Source organism: Enterobacter cloacae complex sp. P40C2 (assembly GCF_014930695.1).
GTDB lineage: Bacteria > Pseudomonadota > Gammaproteobacteria > Enterobacterales > Enterobacteriaceae > Enterobacter > Enterobacter pasteurii.
Window position 1 is genome coordinate 316,875 of the sequence record NZ_JADBRP010000002.1, and the last position, 18,844, is coordinate 335,718.

16 protein-coding genes are annotated in these 18,844 nt (G+C 50.6%); 10 read left to right on the top strand and 6 right to left on the bottom strand.

The features are described from left to right. The first annotated feature begins 13 nt into the window (after nucleotides 1-13). Nucleotides 14-835 (top strand): alpha/beta fold hydrolase, encoded by an 822-nt coding sequence (locus IM304_RS06765; protein ID WP_193354821.1) that lies wholly within the window; start codon nucleotides 14-16, stop codon nucleotides 833-835. 125 nt (nucleotides 836-960) lie between these two features. Beyond that, complete coding sequence (locus tag IM304_RS22235; protein WP_227009529.1) at nucleotides 961-2,202, top strand: hypothetical protein; 1,242 nt, start codon at nucleotides 961-963, stop codon at nucleotides 2,200-2,202. A gap of 37 nt (nucleotides 2,203-2,239) precedes the next feature. On the opposite strand, the gene IM304_RS06775 is transcribed toward IM304_RS22235, so the two are convergent. Continuing rightward, on the bottom strand, nucleotides 2,240-3,634 hold the full coding sequence (locus IM304_RS06775; RefSeq protein WP_193354822.1) for an MFS transporter: 1,395 nt from the start codon (nucleotides 3,632-3,634) through the stop codon (nucleotides 2,240-2,242). A gap of 50 nt (nucleotides 3,635-3,684) precedes the next feature. Further along, nucleotides 3,685-4,773, bottom strand: coding sequence for a cellulase family glycosylhydrolase (locus IM304_RS06780; protein ID WP_193354823.1), 1,089 nt, complete (start codon nucleotides 4,771-4,773; stop codon nucleotides 3,685-3,687). Nucleotides 4,774-4,958: 185 nt separating this feature from the next. On the opposite strand from IM304_RS06780, the gene IM304_RS06785 reads away from it, so the two are divergent. Beyond that, entirely contained in the window at nucleotides 4,959-5,966 is a 1,008-nt protein-coding gene (locus IM304_RS06785; protein ID WP_193354824.1) for a LacI family DNA-binding transcriptional regulator, read from the top strand. Here the strand turns inward: IM304_RS06785 and fosA are convergent. Further along, complete coding sequence (gene fosA, locus IM304_RS06790; protein ID WP_193354895.1) at nucleotides 5,952-6,377, bottom strand: FosA/FosA2 family fosfomycin resistance glutathione transferase; 426 nt, start codon at nucleotides 6,375-6,377, stop codon at nucleotides 5,952-5,954. The two genes, IM304_RS06785 and fosA, sit on opposite strands and share 15 nt — an antisense overlap. A gap of 199 nt (nucleotides 6,378-6,576) precedes the next feature. Here fosA and trpS point away from each other — a divergent pair, with 199 nt between their 5' ends. The 5 genes from trpS (at nucleotide 6,577) to IM304_RS06815 (ending at nucleotide 9,756) form a co-directional block, all read left to right on the top strand. Next, nucleotides 6,577-7,578 carry a tryptophan--tRNA ligase gene (gene trpS / locus IM304_RS06795; RefSeq protein WP_193354825.1) on the top strand — a complete coding sequence of 334 codons (1,002 nt, stop codon included), beginning with the start codon at nucleotides 6,577-6,579 and terminating at the stop codon, nucleotides 7,576-7,578. Between the two features lie 186 nt (nucleotides 7,579-7,764). Then, complete coding sequence (locus IM304_RS06800) at nucleotides 7,765-8,448, top strand: hypothetical protein (RefSeq protein WP_193354826.1); 684 nt, start codon at nucleotides 7,765-7,767, stop codon at nucleotides 8,446-8,448. Further along, entirely contained in the window at nucleotides 8,441-8,788 is a 348-nt protein-coding gene (locus IM304_RS06805) for a hypothetical protein (RefSeq protein WP_193354827.1), read from the top strand. Before IM304_RS06800 ends, IM304_RS06805 begins: the two co-directional genes overlap by 8 nt. Nucleotides 8,789-8,790: 2 nt before the next feature. Continuing rightward, the gene (locus IM304_RS06810) at nucleotides 8,791-9,270 is read left to right on the top strand and encodes a type VI secretion system tube protein TssD (RefSeq protein ID WP_193354828.1); all 480 of its coding nucleotides are present in this window, start codon (nucleotides 8,791-8,793) and stop codon (nucleotides 9,268-9,270) included. A gap of 114 nt (nucleotides 9,271-9,384) precedes the next feature. Next, nucleotides 9,385-9,756 carry a hypothetical protein gene (locus IM304_RS06815; RefSeq protein WP_193354829.1) on the top strand — a complete coding sequence of 124 codons (372 nt, stop codon included), beginning with the start codon at nucleotides 9,385-9,387 and terminating at the stop codon, nucleotides 9,754-9,756. 77 nt (nucleotides 9,757-9,833) lie between these two features. Here the strand turns inward: IM304_RS06815 and IM304_RS06820 are convergent, their stop codons facing one another. Beyond that, the gene (locus IM304_RS06820) at nucleotides 9,834-10,307 is read right to left on the bottom strand and encodes a SymE family type I addiction module toxin (RefSeq protein ID WP_193354830.1); all 474 of its coding nucleotides are present in this window, start codon (nucleotides 10,305-10,307) and stop codon (nucleotides 9,834-9,836) included. A 448-nt stretch (nucleotides 10,308-10,755) separates the two neighbouring features. On the opposite strand from IM304_RS06820, the gene IM304_RS06825 reads away from it, so the two are divergent. Together IM304_RS06825 and IM304_RS06830 are read left to right on the top strand one after the other, a co-directional pair. Continuing rightward, nucleotides 10,756-11,769: an HNH endonuclease domain-containing protein gene (locus IM304_RS06825; RefSeq protein WP_193354831.1), complete on the top strand. Its 1,014-nt coding sequence runs from the start codon at nucleotides 10,756-10,758 to the stop codon at nucleotides 11,767-11,769. After that, nucleotides 11,769-12,368 (top strand): bifunctional 2-polyprenyl-6-hydroxyphenol methylase/3-demethylubiquinol 3-O-methyltransferase UbiG, encoded by a 600-nt coding sequence (locus tag IM304_RS06830; RefSeq protein WP_193354832.1) that lies wholly within the window; start codon nucleotides 11,769-11,771, stop codon nucleotides 12,366-12,368. The genes IM304_RS06825 and IM304_RS06830 overlap by 1 nt, the downstream gene beginning before the upstream one ends. Before the next feature lie 189 nt (nucleotides 12,369-12,557). On the opposite strand, the gene IM304_RS06835 is transcribed toward IM304_RS06830, so the two are convergent. Then, a complete protein-coding gene (locus tag IM304_RS06835) occupies nucleotides 12,558-12,782 on the bottom strand; it encodes a hypothetical protein (RefSeq protein ID WP_227009530.1) in 225 nt (74 codons plus the stop codon). A 208-nt stretch (nucleotides 12,783-12,990) separates the two neighbouring features. After that, nucleotides 12,991-18,828, bottom strand: coding sequence for a DEAD/DEAH box helicase (locus tag IM304_RS06840; protein ID WP_193354833.1), 5,838 nt, complete (start codon nucleotides 18,826-18,828; stop codon nucleotides 12,991-12,993). Between the last annotated feature and the right edge of the window lie 16 nt (nucleotides 18,829-18,844).

Sequence of the window (18,844 nt, forward strand, 5' to 3'; positions counted from 1 at the left end):
ACAGGAACACACTATGGCAACGTTTAAGGCAAAAGACGGCACGCAGATTTACTACAAAGATTGCGGCGCGGGCAAACCGGTTCTCTTCAGCCACGGCTGGCCGCTGGACGGCGACATGTGGGACAGCCAGCTGAACTACCTGGCCGAGCGCGGCTTCCGCGCCATCGCCTTTGACCGTCGCGGCTTTGGCCGCTCGGATCAGCCGTGGAACGGCTACGACTACGATACCTTTGCGTCCGACATCAACGACCTGATCACCACCCTGGACCTGCAGGACGTGACGCTGGTGGGCTTCTCCATGGGCGGCGGCGACGTGACCCGCTACATCAACAACTACGGCAGCGCGCGCGTGGCCGGTCTGGCGCTGTTGGGCGCGGTCACGCCGATCTTCGGCAAATCAGACTCCTTCCCGCAGGGCGTGGATCAGAGCGTGTTCGACGGCATTCGCGACGGGCTGCGTAAAGATCGCGCCCAGTTCATCAGCGACTTCGCCACGCCGTTCTACGGCACCAACGCCGGGCAGACCGTCTCTGCCGGTGCCCTGACCCAGACGCTGAACATCGCCCTGCTGGCGTCCCTTAAGGGCACCATCGACTGCGTGACCGCCTTCGCCGAAACCGACTTCCGCCCGGATATGGCGAAAATCGACGTGCCGACGCTGGTGATCCACGGCAGCAACGACCAGATCGTGCCGTTTGAAAGCACCGGCAAGCTGGCGGCGGAGATGATCAAAAACGCCACGCTGAAGGTGTACGACAACGCGCCGCACGGCTTCGCGCTGACCCACCAGGACCAGCTCAACGAAGATCTGCTGGCGTTTGTGAAGTCGCTGTAATGTCCCGGGGCTGACGCCAGCAGGCGTCAGCCTGAATATGCGCTTCCCGGCATACTAAATTTGAGCGTAGAACTCCCTCTCCCTTGTGACTAGTATTCCTTCATTTCAAAGGGAGACTACATAAGATGAATATCCAGTTTCATAAGCGGCTAACCCGAAAGTTTATCTTCGCTATTTTAACATCCTCTTCATTTGTCACAGCCTGTACATTTAGCGTTATATGGTTCTATCTTGCGAATATTGACCGGCTTGATATTTTATACGATGCGTTGAGCGTGAGTAGCGCAGTAGGAATAATATTTGGATTTACCCTTGTATCACTAATTGGCTTCAGCCTTGTCATTTTTATCTCATCTTTCCTTGCTTACTTAATTTACACCGCACATGAGAAAGAGTTTGTTAAATACGAAGGTTTGACACATAGTTTTACCTCAGTCTGTTTTGGTAATAGCTTTGTGATGTGCGTTGTGCTTATCGGAGCGTTTTGCTTACAATTTTTTCTGGATATAAATGGTTTTATCGTTCTTGCCTTAGCGGTAGCCATAATACTGGCCGCATCGTATGGCTTATGCTACAAGCTTATGTTCAACGTTCAGTCATATAAGGATGTTGATAATACGCGTGATGTAAAATATTTGCAGAAAAACGCCGTCAGGAACTGGCTGCCTCTGTTATTGATTGCCCCTGCTTTTACACAAATCTTCCCGCTCATTTTTATCGCGGGCCAGCTAGATTTTAACGAAGAAAGTAATACATTATTACAGGTTATCATTTTTCTTGCGCTCTCGGTCGCGATGATTATTGTAGGCATTTTCCCCGGAATGATCCTGATAAATGAGAAGAAAAACAAAAGTATATTGCAAATAATCATTTATACACTAATCATTATTCCTGTCAGCATGCTTGTCCTGACAATGATTTTCCGCCCCACCCCCAATATGATCATTAACATGACCTTGAACCTTTCCGGCATAAGCGACTGGCGCACGCATCAATATTACATAGATACTCATACTCACCCGCCAGCGATGTTTGATGGTTTAACATGGAACACACGTTACTATAAAGATATACCTTCGAGATTCTTTATCACCGGCGTAAACATTTTCTCGCTTGGAAATATTCAGCTTATTTGCCCTACGCAAATCAATCATGCCAGATCGCTGAGCCTGAAAACTACGCCAGACAATTTTGACGAATATGACCTTCGCATAAAACGATTAAAAAACACCGCTATGAAATGTATCCCGTTTAAGAAAGATGAGATACACCAATGGGATTCGCCTATAGCTGAGCCTGTTTATTTTCAGAAAATAAAATCTACCGGTGATAGCCTTTTATTAAAGTTGCTTCATGATATCAAGTAGCTTGTTAAGAAACGCCCGCAGCGCGGGCGCTACTTAATCAATTCACCGTAAGCGTAGGCTCATGCTTCTGCTCAGGCTGACCGCGTTGCATAACGCCGTGCTCGCGCTCCGCCAGCAGCCGACAAATCTCCGCATGCTTCTCCTCGGTAAAGGTGAAGCGCGACATAAAGCCCATGCGGATCACCGACCCAATCGCCGGCAGCAGGCAAATCCCGAAGAACAGCCCCGACAGCACGCCTTCGCTCTGGAGTTGCGCCTGCGGCACGTAGCCGATCATCGTCAGAAACACGCCGATTAACCCACCGCCTACCGCCACCGACATCTTGCCGGTAAAGGTCTGCCCGGAGAAGGTGATCGCCGCGCAGCGCTTGTGGGTGTGATACTCCGCGTACTCGATGGTGTCGGCAATCATCGACGAGGTGAGGATGTTGGTCATCATTACGAACAGCGTGCTCAGGCCGAGCAGAATAAACAGCATCGTCACCTGCTGATAGCCGATGAACCACATCACCACGCGCACCGCCACGTCCAGCCCGCAGAGGATCATAAACAGCTTCCGCTTCTGCATACGGCGCGTCAGCATCGGGGCGACCAGGCACAGCACCGCCGCCACAATCCCCATCACGCCAATCGCCATCTGCAGGCTGCCGTCGCCCAGGTTGTTGATAAAGAAGTAGATATACAGCCCGCCCGCCACGTTGTGGAACACGCAGAAGAAAAACGACAGCAGGACGATAAACAGCGGCTTGTTCTGGCGCAGGTTGTGGAAGGTGTCGCGGATGGTCACCTTTTCCGGGCTCGGCGGCACGCGCTCTTTAATCTGCATAAAGCCGTTGAGCATCAGCGGCAGGCCCATCAGCATCATCACCAGCGCCGCCATAAAGTAGCCTTTATCATTGCTGTACTGGGCGAAAAACGCCGCCAGCTTCGGGAAGAAGATGTTGGCGCAGGCGATCCCCGCGTTCACCCCCAGCATCGCCGCCGTCACCGCGCGGGTGCGCTGGGCGGAGTCGTTGGTCATCACCGACGACATCGACCAGAACGGGATATCGGAGATGGCGTAAAGCGTCCCCCACAGGATATACGTCACCCCGGCGTAGAGGATTTTGGTGGTCATGTCTGCTTCGATTTTATAGAACGACAGCAGCGTGACGCCGGTGATCAGCAGCGGCGCGATCAGCAAAAAGTGGCGAAACTTGCCGAACCGGCTGTTAATGGTGTCCATAATGCTGGCAAACAGCGGATCGTGAACCGCGTCCCACGCGCGGGCAATCAGGAAGATGGTGCTCGCCGCCAGCGCCGAGATCCCCAGCACGTCGGTGTAAAAATAGTTAATAAACGAACCCACTAAACCAAAGCTAAAACACTGGCCTAATCCATAGCCAAAATAAGACCACAGCTCGCGAGACGGTATTTTCATTGTCGTTGCCATTGATATATGCCTGCCTGGTTGCCCGGCGGTGGACCGCCGGGTCGATATTATTAGCCTTGTGCCTGCGGGGCGATCTTGCGCAGCTGCTGCATCAGAGCGATTTCACGGCGCGAGAACGGAATGCCGTTCTCCTCGAACACGTCGTGGAACCAGAGGCGGCAGTAGTCTGTGGACTCCTTCATCACCACCGGCCACGGCAGCCACGTCTGGGTTTTGCCGCGCACCAGCCCCCACTGGTACGGCGCGACCTTCGCCGCGTATATCAGCGGAAGCTGCTCCTCGATGGTGCTACCCACGTGGCGCGCCAGCCATTCGGTGCAGAACAGCGGCCGACCAAGCTTTTGCAGCTGCTGGATAATCGCCGTCATCCGGCCGGTGTGGGTGTAGGCGTGGAAGCTCACCACGTCCGAGAGCGCCAGCGCGGTCTGGTCCAGCGGATGCCGGAAGAACGTCTCGCCCTCCTCCTCCGGCGGCAGGCGCCACGCGCAAACGGTGAGCGGCTGGGTCGGGTCCTCTTCACGCACCCACTGGAACGCCAGCTTCATCAGTTCGTGAGCGCAGGTCTCCAGCTTCGCGTCGTACTGCACCTCCTGCGTGCCCGTCGCGAAAATGCCGCGGTTGCCCGGCTCGTTATAGAGATCCCACAGCAGCACGCGCTTATCGTCGCGGAACTGGCGGACAACGTCGCGGATATAGCGCTCAATCTGCGGCCAGCAGTCAGGATCGCACACCTTGTCGCGCCCCGGACTCGCCGCCGCCTGACTGTTGTGCTTGCCCGGTACCGGCGGCTTTTGCGGGCCGAGGTACGGCTCGTCGCCGGAGAAGCCGCAGTCGTCCATCAGGGTTAGCATGGTGCTGAAGCCGCGACCGTCGGCAATCGTCAAAAAGCGGTCGATGCGCGCCATCAGCCCGTCGCGGTCGTGCTCCCAGACGATAAACGGCAGGTTGATGCGCAGGGTGTTGTAGCCCGCCTCCGCCGCCCAGCCCAGCTCGCGCTCGATGGTGGAGGCATCGAAGGTCTCTGCCTGCCAGATATCGGTCCAGTTCACCGCCGTCGACGGCAGATAGTTAAACCCGCACAGCCAGCCCTTTTGCTGGTACCACGCCTGTGCCTGCTCCCTGCTCCACTGCTCTTTCATTACGCGTCCTCTTGCTGATAATATTTAGCTAATAAATATTAGCTGCGGGTTAAATGCGCAAATCACGGCGCTCAGAAAAGCGACGGTACTCACAAAGTTCACGCTTCGATGAATGAGAAACGTGATCGACGGCGCTAAAGCGTGCGGTTAGGGTATGATGCGAAATCGCGAAAGGGAGAGGACGGATGAAGCGAAAAACGAAGGTAACGATGAACGATATTGCGCGGGCGGCAGGGGTATCGCAGGCGACGGTATCGCTGGTGCTTAACCAGTCCCGCAACATCAAGCTCAGCGACGACACCCGCCAGCGGGTGATTAACGTGGCCACCGAGCTCGGCTACGACCGCCTCCCCGCCGTTCACGCCCCGCGCAACCAGGAAGAGATCGCCCTGCTGGTGAGCTCCATGCAGAGCTTCGACCCGTTTATCGACGCCATCAGCCAGGCGCGGGAAGCGGCGTGGCGCAATGAAACGTTGCTCACCGTCTACGACTACGGCGACGACATCGAGCTGGCGCTGAACATCATCCGCCAGCTGGAGAAGCGCAACTGCATCGGGATTATTCTCGCCTCTCCGGTCACCACGCTGGTGGACATGACGGCGTTCCAGGACTGCACCCGCATCCCGCTGGTGCTGCTCAACCAGCGCGACCCCGGCTCGCCGCTGCTGCCGTCGTTTATCCCGGACGACTACGCCAACGCCTTCCAGGTGACTAAACACCTCATCGCCTGCGGGGCCACGCGCATCGCCCACATCACCGGCGAGAGCTGGATGGAGGCCTCGCGCCAGCGTCTGGCGGGCTACCAGGCGGCGCTGCAGCAGTCCGGACTCGCGTGCGACGACAGCCTGGTGCGCCAGACCAACTGGCAGTTCAGCGAGTCCTTTACCGCCACCACCTCCCTGCTGGCGCTGGCCGAGCGCCCGGACGCCATCTTCTGCGCCAGCGACTGGCTGGCGATTGGCTGCTATCAGGCGCTGGCGGTGAACGGCGTGCGTATCCCGCAGGATATGCTGCTGGCGGGCTACGACGACCAGAAGATCTCCGAGCAGCTCACCCCGCCGCTGACCAGTATCCAGCTGCCCTACAGCGAGCTGGGACGGCTGGCGGTGGAGTACCTGTGCAATCAGGAAGATGCCGCCACGCACGTGACGCTGGCGGGCAGGCTGAAGGTACGCGCCTCAAGCCTCGTCTGAGGTAAACACCATGCCCGCATACGGCTTCTCGCGACACGCCGCCAGCCGCGCGGCGAGGCTGCCCACGTGCAGCTCCAGCTTGTGCCCGTCCGGGTCGAGAAAATAGAACGACGCCCCCTCGCTTTTGTTCTGCTTCCAGACGGTGACGCCCGCCTGCTCGAGCCTTTGCGAGAACGGTTCAAAATCCTCTTTCGCCACGGTAAACGCGTAGTGGGTGTAGTCGCTCTCCTGCGGCGGCACATACTGCCGCGCCTCGTCGTACGACAGGCAGACCCACAGATCGCCGCAGGTGAGATAGGCCCCGGTATTCCAGCGGGCGTGCAGCGTCAGGCCCAGCAGCTCGTGCCAGAAGGTGACGCTTTTTTGCAGGTCGCTGACCGCGAGGGTCAGGTGGTTGAGAGATTGCAGCATGACGTGCCCTTTTGTTTTTCGCGCCGGACGTGGTACGGTAAAGAGATGAACATAAACCACGCCGTGCTCACCGTAAACCGCTGGTGGCTGCCTTCTTAAAGGCGGCACGGAGTAGTTTTCCCCATTTTCAGATAGCCGCCGAAAGGCGGCTTTCTCACATCTAAGACACCTTTCGGCATTACAACGTTAAGGAGTCTTTATGAACGCACCAACCATCCTCACCGGCGACCGTCCAACCGGCCCGCTGCACCTTGGCCACTTCATCGGATCGCTGCGCCAGCGCGTGGCGCTGCAGCAGACGCACAACCAGTTTGTGCTGATTGCCGACCTGCAGGGGCTGACCGACAACGGCAGTAACCCGCAGAAGATCCGCGACAACATCCCCGAAGTGCTGGCCGACTACCTCGCTGCGGGCATCGACCCGAACCTGACTACCATCTGCCTGCAGTCCGCCCTGCCCGCCCTCGCCGAGCTGACGATGCTGTATATGAACATCGTCACCGTTGCCCGCGTGGAGCGTAACCCGACGGTGAAAAACGAGATTGCGCAGAAGGGCTTTGCCCGCTCTCTGCCGGTCGGGTTTATGGCCTACCCCATCAGCCAGGCGGCGGACATCACCGCGTTTAAGGCCGGGTGCGTGCCCGTCGGCGACGACCAGCTGCCGATGATTGAGCAGACCAACGAGATTGTGCACAAGATGAACAGCCTGTTGCCCGCTCCGGTGCTGCGCCACTGTAAGGCGATGCTGAGCGACACCAGCCGCCTGCCCGGCATCGACGGCAGCGCCAAGATGTCGAAATCGCTCGGCAACACGCTGCACCTGTCGGCCAGCGAAGAGGCCATCCACCGTGCGGTCAGCGCCATGTACACCGACCCGAACCACCTGAAGGTAGGCGACCCGGGGCAGATTGAGGGGAACGTGGTGTTTACGTACCTCGACGCGTTTCATCCGGACAAGGACAAAGTGGCGGCGATGAAGGCGCACTATCAGGCGGGCGGGCTGGGTGACCGGGCGTGTAAGAACGAGCTGGAGGCGTGCCTGCAGGAGCTGATTGCGCCGATGCGGGAGCGGAGGGCGATGTATATGCGTGACAGGGGCGAGTTAATGGCGATGCTGAAGCGCGGGACCGAACGGGCGCAGGGGGTGACGCAGGCGACGTTGAGGGAGGTGAAGGTTGGGCTGGGGGTGCCGGTGTTTTGAATAGATGAAGTGATTGAGGCTGGGCGGCGGAGTGCGTGGTGTTAGCACAAAGCCGCTTATTATCTCATTTAATATAATATTAATTCCGCCAATAATTCTTAATTCGTCGTTTAGATATAATTAATTGCTTTATCTATATTAATATCACATTGATATTACACTTTATAATACATTTAAAGGGATACTATGGCTGATGTAGAAGATATAGCCCGGAGATTATGCAACATAATCGCTTCTCCTGATACAGTTACTGGGCTTATAAATGGAGGGCTATCTGTACCGCTAGATTATGGATATCTAGTTTATGGAATTTTTGACACGGATACCAGGTATGCTCGTGAAACTCAACGTATAAGAATGATGACTGCCATAAAAAACGGCATTTTGAATTACGAGAACATTGTCAATGCAGTTAAAATTATTTTTAAAGAATTCAATAGATATTTAACCGAGGATGAGCAGGATAAAATATACAGATCTGTAATGACTTCAATTGCAGGTAGAATATCAACCAATATTATTGCATCAACAATCGCAAAGCATGTTATTGAAAAAACGTCCTTCACGTTCGTTGTTTTCAAAGGGAAAAATAACCCAATCACGGCACTGAGCACACTCCTTTTGTTTGGGGGAATGGCTGAACGATCAATAAGAACATCTGACAGACTCAAAGCAGAAGCCCCAGAAGTATATCAACTTCTGAGACCAAGAGACTATGACTTACTTTATTTTCTGTTCGCTGATGCCGTCCAGCCTTTCGTAGATGCTATCCATGCAGGTTATTCAGAAGGAAAACCTGTATTTAATCAAATCATGAAGAAAGTTAATGAAAAACTAACTGCACACACTACGGCAGGCGCGTATGAGTAAGTTTATCGCCCCAATTATAAACCTGCTTCTTTGCTCATATTTAGTATTAGCCTATATCCTTAGCTGGGTTGAATTCGAAACCTGGCATGATAAAACAATCGCCTTTTGCATCATTACCCTAAGTGCCTACCTTATTTCATTAGTAATGAATAAATTACTACCAGGAAAGATACATATTTTGGGCGGGATCCTGGATGTGTTATCAGGTCCCTTACTTATCATCGGTGCATTTGCTTGTATAGCTGTCCTTGAACCATGGCCTCTGAAAGTTATTGGCTTATTCATATGGGTCGTGGCGATGTTGCGCCTACCTTCTTTTGTAAAAATAGATGAGGAATAATCATGTCAAATCCAGCATATCTTTGGTTAACCGATGCTAATGGCTCACCAGTCGTAGGAGGTTCCATGGTGTCCGGTCGGCTAGGCGCTATTGAATTAAAGGCGGTCGCTCATCACCTCACCATTCCTGTGAGTGGAAATACAGGCCGACTAACAGGAACTCGTGTACATACACCGATTGCCGTTCAGAAAGAGTTTGATAAAACAACACCCGTTCTCTTCAGGGCACTATGTGAAAATCAAACATTAAAATCGGCTACGATAAAAATGTATCAAATTGATGATGCAGGAATCGAGAGAGAATATTTCAACATTATACTGGAGAATGTAAAAATCACGGGTATCACACCAAATCTGTTCCCGGGTTCTGGAACAGGAACGCATACAGAGACGATCGAGCTAAGATATGAGGCAATCACCTGGAAACACTGTGATGGGAATATAATTTACAGAGATGCCTGGAATCATATGGCAATAGCTTAAATCGACTCATAATTTCGCGGGCCGATATAACTTTGTTCTTGTTGGTCCGCACAAGCGGAGCGCTGCCGGGAAGAGCTAGCGATTATTTCCATCGCTTAAAAGGAGAACATCTTTATGGAACCCACTCTCTCACAAGTCATTGAGGTTGTTCGGAACTCCTCAGGCGAGCACCGTAAACCTATCGATAGCAAAACCTGGATTGAGGCCGATTTGCATATTTGCGGTATGGATGGCGAAGACCTACTGGAAGACTGCGAAAAAGCGTTTGGCGTTCAGCTTGCCACAGGAGAAGATGGCTATAGGAAAACGTTCTCTCTTGCTGATAACGAGTATCTGTTTACGGGTGAAGGCATAGATTTTTTTGGCATCTGTCGGTTTATACGCTGGGTACGTGGCATACCCGAACCTGTGATACGCGATTTAACCGTTGGCGAACTTCATACTGTGCTGGTTAAGGCTGTGAAAGAACAGGTAAAGCACGAGTGATTTTTACTTAAAACGGGCATGGGATGACATGCCCGTATCGTTTTATTGCTCCAGGAATAGAAGGCAGGAGGCCAGAACTACTCAGGCATCGCTTGCCCGATTCCCCGCTTCACAACGGGTATATCCCCCGTATCATTCAACGCGCCCGGAAACGTTTTTAACCACTGCACGACTTTCTGCTTATTTATATTCACCACGCTCATACCCTCCAGGCACCCCCATAATTCTCTTGTATGCTGCGGCGTAATCACAATGCAGTCTTTCATGGCACGGATTTTCACCGGCATACCGTTGATAAAGCCTGCGCGGGTTAACCAGTCGCCGCCCAGAAGAAGGTATTTCATGTCTATGCGCGCATAAAGTTCGCAGCAGGCGGCACTGTCCTGCGGCGTTTCGGCGCGGGGATGGACGGGCGCCGCGTTGGTCTGGTTGCCGTGAAGACGGCGGGCGCTGTTTTTGCGTACCAGCTCGCGGTTTTCAATCATGCCGGTGAAAGCGTCTGATTCTGTTTTGCAAACAGTAAACTCTGGCTTAAAATTCGTCGCAGCCATATACAACTCCTATCAAGTTGGTTGTGGTTAGCGGTATGGGGGTGTTGCAGCACCTTCATATCGCGAATTCCTCGTTAAATTTTCTTTGATACTTCCTTTGCCGTTCGGCGTAATTTCTGGGGCTCATTATACAGGGCTGAATATAAATACAGCGGTTTGATGTGGGGTAAATTTGGAATTTGCGAGGGGGATTCAGGAAATAGGGTTTTAATTCGAGAGATGACAACGCTTCGGCTGGAAATCACTTCAACTCACCTCCTCCAGATATCTGTTCGTCCGCACACCTGGCGCTAATGCCGCATCGGTTGCCTCCACACCTTTCTCACATATCTCTCAAAAATTCATCAAACCTATAGATTAACGATTTACATCACCCTGATTTTGTTATGTGATCCTGTTACAGGCTTTAGTAACGCCCTGCCCAGCCAACCGTAACAGGACTTCATCGATGGAATTTTATCAGGCCGATCCGACGCTTGAGAACTACTGGCGTGGTGTGATCCTCTTTGGAAGGAACGTCGCATCTTACAAATTTGCGCTGGCGTCAGCGTTGTATGAAGTGGATAAGACGGGCAGCGATTTGATTACGCTCGATCAGCTTGCCGTACCGTTCAGCCGCTATCTTTGCGAGCACCTGAAGCACGCGCCAAAACAGATCACCTCCCGCAGCAGCCAATTTCTGGAAACCTGCCTGAAGTTCAACAGAGGTGAAATCACCCACGCTCAGCTCATTGAAGCGACGGTGCGCCTTGGCTTTAACAACGTGATTGATGCCTTTCACTACGTGAACCAGGGCGAGATCGATAAACGTTTTTTCCTTGATGAGCGCAAAACCAACAACGGGATCCGCCTGACGGATAACTTTTATTTACTGGGCGAAAGCCTGCAGTATAAAAACCTCGCCTTTGAAACCAATGCTCGCTGGAACCTGGTGGAACAGGCCTGGTCTATGGGGATTTCACGTAACCTTGTGGGCGTGGAGTTTGACGAAGATAATCAGATGCTGTTCACGAGGGTAAATGCGCGGCGCGTAGACATCACCAGCTGTCGCGACAGCCTGAATGGATACCAGAAAGGACGATGTTTTTACTGCTTTAAACCCATCAGTCTGGTACCGGGAGATGCAGAACTGGCGGACGTCGACCACTTTATTCCCTGGGCTGCCCGCCATGAAGTGAGCAATATTAACGGCGTATGGAACTTAGTGCTGGCCTGCCGGTGTTGTAACCGTGGCGTTGAAGGCAAATCTGCACGCATTCCCGAGCTCAGGCTCCTGCAGCGGTTACACACACGCAATGAGTATTTTATTCAGAGCAAACTGCCGTTACATGAGACGATTGTTCTACAGACAGGGCAGCGTCCTGAAGCACGGAGAAGCTTTCTTCAGCGTAACTGGCAGGCCGCGCTGGACAAACTTATCCATACCTGGAAACCCAACTCGGAAGGCGAGGCAACGTTTTAATGACACTTCACTACTACCAGAACCACGCGCAGGATTTCTTCGATGGCACGGTCAATGTTGATATGACCCCGCTTTACGAGGCCTTTACCCAACACCTGCCTCACGGTGCCCGGGTTCTGGATGCGGGCTGCGGTTCGGGCCGGGACGCAAAAGCATTTCATGAGAGGGGTTATCTGGTGGACGCTTTTGATGCCTCTTCCGCGATGGTGGAGCTGGCAAAGCAACATACCGGGTTACCCGTGCAGTTGATGACGTTTTCAGAGATTGAGGGTAAAGCGCAGTACGATGGGATCTGGTGCTGTGCCTCTTTGTTGCATGTCCCCTCTTCTGAGTTGCCTACGGTGATGCAGAAGCTTGCGGATGCGCTTAAGCCTGGCGGCGTCTGGTACGTGTCCTTTAAGTATGGCAACGGTGAGCGGGTGCAGGGTGAAAGACGGTTTACGGACCTGGATGAAGAGGGGTTGCGGGAGCTGCTGAAGGCGGTTCCGAGCGTATATATAAATAAACTGTGGACCACAAAGGATAATCGCCCAGAGAGGAATGAAATATGGTTGAATGTAATATTAAGTAAAAGTACCTTTTTAAGAAGATCTTCTTAAATTTTTGGAAAAAACATTACTGATTTTGGGCTGAGATGATCAAAGTGGTATGACTTAGCGGATCTTAACCATATCATTACAACATTGATATGGTTATCGACGAAAATTTTAATGAGGATGGCGCTTTTCAGTAAAGATGAACAAGATAACCATGACAGCGATAAAAGCATTAGTACTAAACTTACTATTTCATGCTAATTCCCAAGGTAAATCCCTACGGTTAAATACTGGTTTGAGAACACCCTCATTTCTCAATTGTTGAGCGGCCCAACGGATGTCATATTGCCACGTATATAATATATCCCCAGCATCCTTTAACTCTTTTTCATAATTATCCCATACATATTTTGAGACTTCCCGCGGCCAAGCACTTCCACCCCGCCCCTGAAGACACTCAATGATCCATTGTTTCATTCTATCCCTTGTTACCATCATAACTCCTTATCTTTACCCATTAATCAATACACATTTACACTAACATCATCAATTTCAGATACAAGACAAATTGGCTCAAGCACTTAATGTTTCCTTGAGATAAAAGAGGAGGACAGCGCTTTCGGATACAAAAGCGCCTTAGGCCAAAAAACATCAACCGGTAAATAGCAGCATGATTGTTAACATTTTAACTCCGTTTAAGGTTCGCCAGCGCACGCAGCGGCCGTCTTTCCAGTTCAAACGTATCAATGAACAGAAGAGGCGACTCCCCGTCAGCCAATCCAAAAGAATTAATCAGTGCATCGCGTTTGTCATCTCTCCATTGCCATAAAGGATGCGTTACGGCCGCTCTCCAAAGCTCTTTCCCGTCCTGCATTTCGATAAGCACAGGTAACGAATAATCTTTTAACAATTTGATTGTTGCTGGTCGTAGAGCCTCTACGTCTTCCGCTAATTGGAACGCTCTTTCTCTCCATCCTTTCATCTCTGGCTGATTCCAGTCTGCGGCATTCAGACCACATGCGAATTTGGGCATAACCATCGCCCGTAGATAGGCCATACCTAAACGCCAGTCGAGCAAGCCGTGATATTGCCGATTGCCATAGCGCTGTATGCACTTGTAACACGCGGTTTGGCATTGAATCGGGTGATCTTTGTTTAAAAAATCAATCATCGGCCAGTTGTCATTCTCTTCGAGAATCTCATGTAATAACTTGACTATCAGCGGTAAGCCGTCTGCAGTTGCTGGTTCGGCAAGCCGTCTGCATAATCCTGAGCCGTTGATTAACGCGTCGGCGATTTGCAATCTGGGTTTACCAAGATGCAGTCGGGGTTCAAGCATTTCAAATTCATCTGGCGAAACATCGAGATAGAGTGCTGCCTTATGCGTTAAGATCTGGGTCGCGCTGATAGCCGCCGCGCGCGTAGGCAAATTCATGTACTCGCCGTATCTGGCGACCATATCCAGATTAAGGCGAGTATTGAATTCTGTTATTTCAAGATGAAGAGACTCCGTCTCTTTACTTGATACAAGCCCAAAGCTTTTTTTCTCGCCACGAAACTGCCAGCGCGGGTTATTGTGCGATTTTAGCCAGTCTGAGTCGATAGCCTGATCGCCTTTAACTGACGGGCAATAAGTTGAAAAGGGCATTGGTGCTTTTTGATCGTACACCAAGTCAACATTAAATCGTTCACCTTCCTTTTCCCCATTAATGGGACCATCGTTGAGCCGTAGAATGGTCACTTCGCCGCGTTGAACAGTGAAGGAATCGCATTTTGTTGGAACGCCTTCATGTAACACTGTCGCTGTGGTTTTCAACGACATGCGGATAAAATTTTCCATATCGTCTTTGGGTTTGAAATCCGTACGAAAAGCGGCTGGCGTGATATAAAGCCTGAATTCGTCAGGACTGATAGGCGTGCAGCAATCCTCGCAATTAATGTTGTTTTCAGGTTTATGTAGCTCTAGCTTGGCGGAACCACATGCCGGGCAAACTGCTACATGGCTACAAGACTCCAGCCACGAGCCTACCGTCGAGAGATTCGATATGCGATTGTACTGGACCTGCGGCTCTTGGTAATTACCTGTGAAGCCTATTACCTCATGCTTTTTCTTATCCTTGATTAATACTGAGCCTGGAGCATACTCGAAAACTGCGAGATCAAGATCGCGATCCATCGTCGACCATTCGTATTCTTCTTGTGCATTCAGACCTTTTGTTTTACGCAATCCCAAATAAAGGTTGCGCACCCGAGTCGGCATTCCATACATCGGCAATTTACCATGTTCGGCCAGGAAACGTGCAAGCCCCATATCCTCTTCAGGGATATAAATTTTCAGCTCAGCGATTTCATCAATTATTTTCCCCGCATTTAACAATAAATTAAGCCGTTGTTTTTGCTCTGGATCGAACGTTGCTGCGTTAATAAAGCGATCATATATATTCTGCGTTGCTTTCAACGCTCCCAGCAATCGTTCAGCCCAATTAGTTTCATCGCTATGATAGTAATCATGCGTAGAAACATATTCGCCATGAATATCAGGCGGAACGAGTTTATCCCCAGGGAAAGCTGTACCGTTTTTATGATCCTCTTCACGTAAAAGATTAAATGCAGCTCTAAGCCATACTTTCCGCATAAGTCTTAATGGAATGGCATCATGATCTACCGCCAGAAAAGGTGGCGGCGGTGGATCTCCGGTGATTGCATGAGGATGAGCGAAATAGTAAGCATCATGAGTTCGTCCGCGACAAAATGTGATAACGAAAGAAAAAGCTTGGCCACGTCGCCCAGCTCGACCGACGCGCTGCTGGTAGTTAAACCGCTGAGGTGGCATGTTGGCTTGATAAACCGACTGAAGTGAACCGATATCAATTCCGACTTCCATTGTCGTGGTAACGGCAAGCATGTCTATTTCCGAATCAAGCTTTTCAAGTTCACTCATCTTATCGACAAAAATCCCCTTGAACTTACGCAAACGATCGGAGAAATCATCCGTCTGTCCCGTTAATTCTTCGACGTTCAGCCGGAAACGTTTAACTCCATCTCGCTCTCCACGTACAATGCGCTTACCGAGAAAGTTTTCCTCCCAAAGATCTTCGACAATTCCGCTAGGTTCAAGGTCGAGTTTATTCACACAACGGGTACAATATTTAAATCCTAGATGTAAGTGAATTCGCCCACAATTTCCACATTGCCAGTAATGATCGCCTGGTTTACTTATTTTGAGGAACAACTTACCGATATTGATTAGTCCTGCTTTATGATCAAGCAGAGAAAGTTTATTTAAGATGTTCGTTAAACCATCTTGATACCCGCCATCACCGAACAAGGCTCTGGCGACGCGCTTAACCCTCTCTTTTTCAACATCTTTCCCAACATACCAATCACGTGTACGACTTGCATCGAAATATTTATTCTCTTTAATACGATAGGCACCTGAAAATACCCTTAGCCAGGCATCAATTTCCGGCATATCATCTTTATCTGAGATGCACGGGTATGCCAACCCTGTTTCTTCCAGAGCGAAAAAAGTATTGGCAAAAATAACATCATCTATCAATTCAGATTGATCGTAGGATATTTTTGTTTTTATTTTCATTCGTTCATGAGCAGGAAGCCTTTCACTGAACCTAATATCCCCTCCTTCTTTTATGAAATTTGTATGCCAAACAGAATTATCATTCTCATCTGAATCAGAACGATATTTATAGGGCGATATACCTAGCCCGATGAGCTCAGACGTGATTCTTCCGATTGAGTCACCTTCAGACTCAAGTAATTTGTCGATTTTTATCCGTCGATATTTACAAAGCTCAGTAATTCCATCTTGACTTTTTTGAAGGTCATGCAGTCTGATATACTCATCGTAATCTCCAGATTGTTTGGCTTTGGCTTTCCAGTCTTCAATATCCTCGTCTGAAATATACCTCCTTTCAGCCTCGTTAATCATTGCTCTGGAAGCGGCAACCAAAATTTCCCTGCGTAAATCGCGTAAGTGCAACCGTTCGATTTCCAGCGCCATTGATGCCGCATCCTGTCGACTGTCGGAGAAAACGATACTCTTTGCTTCCGCGCCGATTGCATGGAGTAATTCAAATAGCTCAGTTGCTACCAGTTGGGATGATTTCGTCACACCAGTGCGAAATGCGCGAATGGGCGATCTGGAACGATTGCTGGCAGGTCGACTGGAATAGTCAATCCCACAGTTAGGGCAGCAGAAAGGCTGAGCAGAAGGATTCTTCGCTGGCTCGCCTTTTTTAGGTTTAACAGGATTTTGGAAATAGAGATACCCGCGAACCGCGTCAGTATTCGTCGATGTTTCCTGCCCAATGGTCACAATGCCTGTAACAGGATTAAGCGCCGCTTTTTCCCAGACATCCCACCCTTTTTCGCAGCCTATAGGAGGCCGCCCGGCTATATCGACAGGCCAAAAAACCGCAAACTCCTCCAGCGTCATATCATCGTAATATTCAGCACCGGGACGTTCGGGAAGATTTTCCAGATTGGTCGCCGAAGGTAATAATTCGATTGTTTTACCGTGATTCTGCCCCTTCTGACCACCGAGCAGTAAATCACCGCATGCTTCGCAGTATAGCATTTCAAATAAACGACGACCGCGATCTCCACCCGGGGCCGAAGGCGCGTGAGACAGGCCTCGTTCCATACAAAAATCAGCAAATTTTGCCTTTTGTTCTCCCGGTGCTACTGAGGCGAAGAAACCTTCAATATTTCTGACGAATGTATGTACGCGAAAAGCTGGTGTGACGTTCGCGAGTTGCTCACAATCCATCCCGGATTCCGGCAGTGCGCGTACCAGCATTAATCCGCGTAATGCTAATTCCAATTCATCTTGTTTATCCGTCTCTTCCTTCAGAAAAATCTTATCAATGATGAGTCCCGGCGGCATCGCTCGCGGCGACTCGCTGCCTTCTTCAATACAAGCGTTGGTCAGCAGGGCAGCTGCTTTCTCCGCTGCTTGTTTAATGCCTTGCACATCATTTTGTGCTTTCACGCCCAAAGCTTGGAAGACATTTGACAAAGCTTTACTAAGCGCGTCCGTCATGTTCAGATTGCGAACAACATTTCCCTGCCCCTCAAGGGCAACACGCATCAATGCGGCGAAAGGCCGCACGGCGATTTTTCCTTCTGGTTTCGATGGTATATAAGGTTTTCCCTGAATGACGCAGTTACGCCAAAAATCAGGCTCATCGCTACCGGGATCGAAAGAATCGCGGCAAGTACCGAAGGGCGAAAATAGATCGCGTAGGTATTTCCGTGATTGCTCTCCATCCACACCTTCCATCGGCAGTGATGCTGAAGACGCGAGTAAACGCAGTTTGTAACGATGTTTCGGGTCGTCAAGCCCGAGTCTTACAATCAGCGACTTAATCAACATCGCGGTTTCAGTTCCAGCGGAACCACGTAATAAATGCAGCTCGTCAAATACCAAATAGAAGTATGCGTCGTTGTTATTCATCAACCATTCGCGAGTAGCATCAAATATACCGTCTTCAACTTCGCGCGAAAGCATTGCCCCTAGCATTGAGGCGTTAGTGACGAGAACGTCAGGTGGGGCAGCCTGCATATCCCAGCGAGACATCATTTCCCCACCGTCTGTCGAAGGGAATATATATCGGGTCTTTTCCGAAGGGTTTTCTTTTTCGTCGAATGCGCGCGCAGCCTGCTGATCGCTATCAATTCGCTTCAACGCCTTACGTAATTTTTCAAGATTACGAGCACGGCGACTTTTTTCCGATTTGACTCCGGAAAGACGTGGGTGGTTGGCATAGCCAGTAATTGGTGTTGCGCTAGTATATTGCCCAAAGAAAATTCGATTCCTAGCGAAGCGATGCTCCATCACTTTCCGCGCGTTATCTGAATCTAATGTTTTACGTAAACGCGCCATTTGATCTTCAACCAGGGCGTTCATCGGGTACAGCACCAGAGCTCTGACTGCCGCCTGACGTTTTTCTCCTTCGCGACGAGAAACCCAGCTTGTTTTTTCATCGTTCCACCATCGATTTTGCAGATAACCGTCGCAAGGGGCCGCCCAGCTAACAGCTTCATTCGATAGTGCGGCCAGTATAGGCAACATAAAACTTTCCGTTTTTCCTGAACCTGTTCCCGATGTAACAATACCGGGGCAACCAGGAGAAATACCACGCTCCAGCATTTGAGTCTGGTGGCTATATGGCGCATGGACCGAACGACGCGGCCAGACTTCATCACCAGGTTTTGAATCGAACAGGCCGGATAACGCTAATTCGACGAACGCCTTACGGCCTTTGCGAGATAAACTGTTTAGCGGCCCACCTTCCATCTCGGCCAGAGCTTCAAGCGTTTTATCAGAAGACTCATATCGTAAAACAGGCTCAATGTAGGGCTCCGCAGCAAATTCTCCACTGCTATTCAAAAGATTACGTCTTGAAGCCGAAACTGAAGGATCGGCAATACGAAAGCTGGTTTCTATATATGAAATGAAGAAATCCTGAATACGGCGAAAGCCGCCAATAGGGTCTAACATGATTTCCTTCTCCTGT

Coding starts and splice junctions, on each gene's coding strand:
- IM304_RS06765 (WP_193354821.1), top strand. CDS start 14: ATGGCAACGTTTAAGGCAAAAGACGGCACGCAGATTTACTACAAAGAT.
- IM304_RS22235 (WP_227009529.1), top strand. CDS start 961: ATGAATATCCAGTTTCATAAGCGGCTAACCCGAAAGTTTATCTTCGCT.
- IM304_RS06775 (WP_193354822.1), bottom strand. CDS start 3,634: ATGGCAACGACAATGAAAATACCGTCTCGCGAGCTGTGGTCTTATTTT.
- IM304_RS06780 (WP_193354823.1), bottom strand. CDS start 4,773: ATGAAAGAGCAGTGGAGCAGGGAGCAGGCACAGGCGTGGTACCAGCAA.
- IM304_RS06785 (WP_193354824.1), top strand. CDS start 4,959: ATGAAGCGAAAAACGAAGGTAACGATGAACGATATTGCGCGGGCGGCA.
- fosA (WP_193354895.1), bottom strand. CDS start 6,377: ATGCTGCAATCTCTCAACCACCTGACCCTCGCGGTCAGCGACCTGCAA.
- trpS (WP_193354825.1), top strand. CDS start 6,577: ATGAACGCACCAACCATCCTCACCGGCGACCGTCCAACCGGCCCGCTG.
- IM304_RS06800 (WP_193354826.1), top strand. CDS start 7,765: ATGGCTGATGTAGAAGATATAGCCCGGAGATTATGCAACATAATCGCT.
- IM304_RS06805 (WP_193354827.1), top strand. CDS start 8,441: ATGAGTAAGTTTATCGCCCCAATTATAAACCTGCTTCTTTGCTCATAT.
- IM304_RS06810 (WP_193354828.1), top strand. CDS start 8,791: ATGTCAAATCCAGCATATCTTTGGTTAACCGATGCTAATGGCTCACCA.
- IM304_RS06815 (WP_193354829.1), top strand. CDS start 9,385: ATGGAACCCACTCTCTCACAAGTCATTGAGGTTGTTCGGAACTCCTCA.
- IM304_RS06820 (WP_193354830.1), bottom strand. CDS start 10,307: ATGGCTGCGACGAATTTTAAGCCAGAGTTTACTGTTTGCAAAACAGAA.
- IM304_RS06825 (WP_193354831.1), top strand. CDS start 10,756: ATGGAATTTTATCAGGCCGATCCGACGCTTGAGAACTACTGGCGTGGT.
- IM304_RS06830 (WP_193354832.1), top strand. CDS start 11,769: ATGACACTTCACTACTACCAGAACCACGCGCAGGATTTCTTCGATGGC.
- IM304_RS06835 (WP_227009530.1), bottom strand. CDS start 12,782: ATGAAACAATGGATCATTGAGTGTCTTCAGGGGCGGGGTGGAAGTGCT.
- IM304_RS06840 (WP_193354833.1), bottom strand. CDS start 18,828: ATGTTAGACCCTATTGGCGGCTTTCGCCGTATTCAGGATTTCTTCATT.